Annotated in this window: 1 rRNA gene; it reads left to right on the forward strand. The window is 55.6% G+C overall.

Going from position 1 to position 421, the window contains the following annotated elements:
• Positions 1 to 293: 293 nt before the first annotated feature.
• Positions 294 to 410: ribosomal RNA gene (rrf, locus tag AC1DIW_RS21890) — 5S ribosomal RNA — on the forward strand.
• Positions 411 to 421: the final 11 nt, after the last annotated feature.

A 421-nucleotide genomic window follows, 5' to 3' on the forward strand; every position in this document is an offset into this window, starting at 1 on the left:
GTGGAAGCGAGGACTAACGACTCGTGAAGCTGACCGGTACTAATAGGCCGATAACTTACACCACACACCCACCCCGCAAACGCGCCTTCAAAAGCGTTTGCACCCATGGGGTCGGGTAAAAAGAAACAAGACTGCTTGCGTCCACTATGTGGTTCCCAAACAACAAACCCTGTTGAATGGCGAACCAAAACAAAACAGAATAACAACACCACACTGCCCCAACCAGGGCAGAGTTGTAACCCAAAAACTTCCCACCCCAAGCCCCTCACCGGGCCAGGGTGCGGACACAAGGTTACGGCGGTCATAGCGTGGGGGAAACGCCCGGTACCATTCCGAACCCGGAAGCTAAGACCCACAGCGCCGATGGTACTGCACCCGGGAGGGTGTGGGAGAGTAGGTCACCGCCGGAACACTATTACAG

It is taken from the genome of Terrabacter sp. 01T434 (assembly GCF_056398545.1).